The organism is Paenibacillus sp. Soil522 (assembly GCF_001428245.1).
GTDB lineage: Bacteria > Bacillota > Bacilli > Paenibacillales > Paenibacillaceae > Pristimantibacillus.
The window spans coordinates 1-5,592 of record NZ_LMRV01000105.1 but is presented as its reverse complement, the minus strand read 5'-3'; the positions used below and the strand labels follow the sequence as shown (position 1 = coordinate 5,592).

Annotated in this window: 3 protein-coding genes; 1 reads left to right on the top strand and 2 read right to left on the bottom strand. The window is 41.2% G+C overall.

Annotation, left to right across the window (positions count from 1 at the left end):
• The coding region (locus ASG81_RS28230; RefSeq protein ID WP_235549072.1) for a hypothetical protein at positions 1–247 on the top strand (247 nt) is incomplete at its 5' end.
• 341 nt (positions 248–588) lie between these two features.
• On the opposite strand, the gene ppsA is transcribed toward ASG81_RS28230, so the two are convergent.
• Positions 589–3,204, bottom strand: coding sequence for a phosphoenolpyruvate synthase (gene ppsA / locus ASG81_RS28225; protein WP_056642701.1), 2,616 nt, complete (start codon positions 3,202–3,204; stop codon positions 589–591).
• A gap of 537 nt (positions 3,205–3,741) precedes the next feature.
• The gene (locus ASG81_RS28220; RefSeq protein WP_056642698.1) at positions 3,742–5,043 is read right to left on the bottom strand and encodes a hypothetical protein; all 1,302 of its coding nucleotides are present in this window, start codon (positions 5,041–5,043) and stop codon (positions 3,742–3,744) included.
• Positions 5,044–5,592 lie beyond the last annotated feature (549 nt).

Genomic DNA, 5,592 nt, shown 5'->3' with positions numbered 1-5,592 from the left:
TGGAGTCGTTAAGGTCTCCATGGCCTCGCCGTATGGGGAAGATTATGACCTTAGTCTGGAGACCGTGGGCGAGGGTAACCGATTGCCGGAAGATACGACGTTACTCACAGGTGGTACCGAGTACAGTGCTACCGAGGTGCCCGGTGGTTACAGAGCGGAGTGGAGAGTTAAGGGACATACAGGCAATGATTATAGTCCGGATAAGAAAGTTTTCGTCTATGTGAGCATCAAATATGACAATCACTGAAGATATTGCTATGTATTCGGAAACTTAATGATCGGCCGCAGGATCGCCCCGCGGCCTTTTTTCACCCCGAAAACCACCGGGTCCATCGGAATTTTTAACGGGATTGGATGAAAGCCCCCTCTAAAAGAACACTCCTTTGTTTTTTGCTTTTGTACTCGGCATGGCAAATGAGCATACGTAATTAATGTCATAGCATGGGTTTACGGCTACTTCGAAGAAAGAAGCAGAGTGCCGCGGCGCTCTGCTTCTTTCAACTATCGTACCCGTTAATTGAATCAACGTTATTTTTAGACTTTTCCACGATGAACTCGATCTCCGCTTTCAAGCTAAGGCTATTAATATTACAATATTTCGATATACCCTTCTGTTCCATGCACGCGAATTCGTTGCCCATCTTTTATTAGTTTGGTAGCATTCTCCACCCCAACAACTGCCGGTAAGCCATATTCACGAGCGATAACTGCTCCATGGGTCATCAGTCCGCCAACTTCGGTGACTAGGCCTTTTATGGATACAAACAATGGTGTCCAGCTGGGGTCAGTAAATGAGGTGACTAAAATATCTCCATCTTCCAGATCAGCATCTTCCATGTTTAAGATGACACGTGCTCGCCCCTCTATAACACCGGAAGAAACAGCTAGACCTACAATAGCTTCGGCAGGGAGATTTTCTCGTTTGTATTTACCTGCAATGATCTCACCATCGGACGTTATAACACGTGGCGGAGTTAGTTTTTCATAAAATTTGTACTCGTCTTTTCGTTTGCTGATGATCTGGTAATCTAGTTTATTTGTGCGTACGACTTCGTGAAGTTCTTCAAAAGTAAGGTAGTAAATATCTTCTTTTTCATGAATAACGCCCGCTTGTGCGAGTTGTTCGGCTTCTTTCAGTAAAGCCTGCTTATAAACGAAGTAGCGACTAACTATGGCGTATTTAGGATATTCACGATAACCGGCGAAATTCCGGATCAGGTCGATCATTCGTTTTGTTTCTTGGGCTTTTTCTTCACCATCCGGTAATTGCTTCAATCGATCCAATAACTCTTGTTCCTTTTTCAAAGCTTCCTGTCGCCCTTGCTCAAATTTCCGATGACTCGCGTTAAAGTCAAAGCTTTTGATATTATTAAGAATCATGGGGACAAGTGTAATTGGCTTTTCGCTCCACCGGGTTCTAGTAATATCGATTTCACCGGCACATCGCATTCCATATTTGTTGAGATAAGCATAGATAGCGTCCCGGGTTTCCTTTCCACCATCAAACTTAACCAGTTCATCCAAAAAGTTATCATCTTTTACATGTTTTAAATACTCAATGACTTCCGGATAAGGACGAATCACATCTGCGACATCCAATAGCGCCAGACCCATTTCCGAAGTGATATTGTTTGGCACAGATTGAGAAAGCGTGTCTGCTGCATTTTTTTCATCTAACCACTTCTTCATTTTTTCGTTGATCCATGATGAAGCGTTCATAGCAGTCATAATTACACCAAAACTTTGTGGGTCAGATACAACCTTCTTTAATTCCTGGATATCTTCCAGAATAAAATCAAATAAACCTAATCCTGATTTCGTTTGGATGTTATGATTTAATTCGTTAATCGATGTTTCACTGCGCTTAATCAAAGCAGGAACTATTGTCGGATCGTATTCGATTTGTGTTTGATAATCCGCAGGCGAGATCCTTTTATTGCTTTTAGCGGGACCCGGTTCTTTTTCACCTTCTGGTGACGATTTGATAAAATCTTCGCGCTCAATGATGGTTATGAATGCGTCTCTTATGAGCGGATCGGATTTTCCCAGGACATTTACTAAAGTTTCCCTGCCGGAAGGTGAAGCCAGCATAGCTGTAACATCGACAAACAACCTTCCGCCAGCTTTACGCATGGGTGCAGGAGTTATTAACAGGTAAAAAGACAATCCCAATGGTTTTATGGGGTCAGTCATCATTTGTTGATGACCGACAGATACGTAAACGTGATTTTCTTGATCATTCGCTTCAGGGATCGGGTATAAAGTAGTGATTGGCCGACTCTGGACAATGTAAAATGTATCATCAACCAAACACCATTCGATATCTTGTGGGTAGCCAAAATAAGCTTCGATCTGTCTTCCGATGCGTGCCAGCTGTAAAATTTGTTGTTCCGTAAGTGTTTGAGTCTTTTGCTGATCGGGATCGATCTGCTGGGTCTCTGTTCCGCCTTCTTTTCGTCCATAGATAGCCAATTTTTTGGTTGCTATCATCTTATCGACGATTTCCTCTTCCTGTACTTTATAACAATCGGCAGATACCAAGCCAGAGACCAGCGCTTCTCCAAGTCCAAAACTAGCATCGATTGATAGCAGCTTTCGGTTGGAAGTAATCGGATCAGCGGTAAATAAAATCCCTGAAGCCTGTGGGAAAACCATCCTTTGAACGATAACGGATAAATAAACTTGACTGTAGTCAAATCCATTTTGCATACGGTAGATGACTGCACGATCCGTAAATAGGGAAGCCCAACATTTGCTGATATGCTGCAAGATGGCATCGACGCCGATGATATTTAAATAGGTGTCTTGTTGACCAGCAAAAGAGGCATGCGGCAAATCTTCAGCAGTCGCACTAGAACGCACTGCATAAGCATGTTCATCACCAAACCGGGAGAGATAGTGAGCAACTGCTTTCACTACATCGGAAGGAATTTCTACGTCCATTATGATTTGTCGAATCTTTCCGCTGATTTCACCAATTTGATCTCGATCTTCAACTTTTAGCATGGTTAGTTGATCCAAAAAAGTATGATACGTTTCGTTTTTTTCGATTGCTTTTTGATATCCCACAGTTGTAACACAAAATCCCTCTGGTACCTGTATTCCTTGAATTTTTGATAATTCCCCTAAATTTAACCCTTTTCCGCCAACGAGCAAAAGCTGCGTTTTTTCCATTTCCTGAAAACCGAGAACCAAAGAACTCATTCCACATCTCTCCTAATCATTAAAATGAAAAAAACATTTGACAAGAGCTTGTCGGCATAGTACAATAAAATTATAAGATAGGATTTTTATGTCTGTGTAACTTTGCGCGGTCGTAAACTGATTATATCATCGTGTCTGTTTATATGCAATATAAAGAACCTGATAAAACTATCCAGGTTCTTTTTTAATTTCCCGCTATCGTTAGTCACATCAAAAACCATGATTCGAGCCGAGCTCCGTCACTGCATAGTACCCTACCGGTTCTTTACAGCCTAAGGAAATCCTGAAGTTGAGTCGGGTTCTTATTGAACTAACTTGCCCGTTCGTAATGATGCCGCCGATGGAAGGTTCATGTTGTCATCCAATTTTCAAGGCCAGTCAAAAATGTAAGACTTGAAAATGGCTGCATATTCTCGTATTTAGGACCATTTTCAACTATCCTGCCAATAGTTTAATAAAACGAGCAGGCTACCGTAGTGCCTGCTCAATAATGAGTGTTATTCAACTATTGTACCCGTTAGCTTAAAGAAACATTGATTATTTGAACACTTTGCTAGTGACAGCATCACACATCCAATCACATTGCAATTCATATTCTAAAGTCGCTAAACGTTTGAGCGGTGACTCGGATCGCAAATTATACGGATGAAGTCGGTACCCAAGCTGAAGGGTGATTTTATCTTTTAATTGCAACCATGCGGTTTCAGCAGAAATGAGTTCTCGACTTGAATGCACTTCGTTAGCATCCTTTATCTCCCACATTTCCTGGGCATCATGTACCCTCAAAACCTTCCCCTTTTTACGGTCGATCCAAATCTGCACAACGTTACCTAGGGATGGAATGCCATTTATTAAATGATGGAATCGTACAACGATGTTACTAAACTCGGATTCCACCATTGGTTTATCTGACCGTTCTACCAACGCAAAATGTCCGCTTTCTTCGGGATACTGCTCCTGTAAGCAGGTGGCCGCTATTTCGACAACTCGTTTCTTTTCTTCCTCGGTTATTTCTGCCCGAAAGGGGTGTGGTTCCGATAAGTCCACTTCGGTTATCTCATCTTCCAATGTTAATGACTCAAATAACTTGTTAGAAATAAGGGGTTTACTCAGCGCTTTTATTTTCTTCTCTTTTACGTTTCTTTGTTGTGCCCATTGTATGGTTTGAACCACACTCAATTCTTCTGTTACTGTTTTCCGCCCTGTTGCTGCATCAAACCATTCATCTTTACTAGCGTAAATGGGATTACTCTGGCGAGGGAAATATACCAATACTAGTTGCTCAGGAGATAGCTTTTGTTTAATCTCTTCAGCGGATAAATGTTTGACTGTGGGCACAAAATTAACGTCATCCCAACGCACGCGCAGGCTTACGATATCGTGCTTGTTATTGAAAACAACGTGCAATATCTGATAATCACGAACTTTGATTCCATCCTTCTGGCGCAGATACACAAGTTCGAAACGCTCGTTGCTCCCCTCCACGTTTCTTCTAAAAATGAGCAACTCCGAATTGGTTATCGGCAGATCTAACTTTGGAAGCCAATCCAATACTTTTGAATGCAGCCGCTGGAATAAGTCATGATCCATTTCCGATGGTTTACCTGTACTAGTAATAGGTTCTCTGCGACTATATTCCACGATCCGACCCGTTAAAGCATCCAATACAATCTGAAGACCTTTACTCCACTGTAAATCAAGTGTGTAAAAAGGCGCGTTATTATCATGATTTCTGCGATAAACAGCTTTTTTAATTTTGTGTGATTGGGGAATATCAAACCATTTTTGGACAGACTCAATCCCTATTTGTTTGCTAATTAACTTCACAACAGCAGCCATGAATACTTCTCCTTTTCAACTCGCGATACTTTCCATGTTCACCATTTTTGAATTCAACTAACCTCCGTTAGGTGAGCGAAAGGCTGCCGATCATGCCGGCAGCCTCATCCTGGGGTTATTCAGCTATCGTACCCGTTAGTTCAATCATTTGGAGTCTCATGGCATAGGAGTTAGTAAGTTCTTCAACGTGCTCATCATCCAAAGATACATAATAACAGATACAATCGTACCTGAAAGGATCCCATTATATAGTTTGCGGAATTTCATTATTTTTTCAATCAATTTATAAAAGATCATAAAGAACATCATTGTGACCATGATAAAACCAATTAGAAATATTATGAGCATATTAGAGCACGTCCTAATCTTATTTAATTGATTAATATAATACTTATTTATCTATACAAAGTTGCGCTATACTGCCAGTTAGTTTAATAAAATGAGCAGGCTACGAGTCTGTAAAATTCTTTGTGTAAACTCCAAAACCTATTAAAATAGGAATAGACGAAAGGTTGGGAGAACACATGGGACTTTGGACGAAACAGCAGC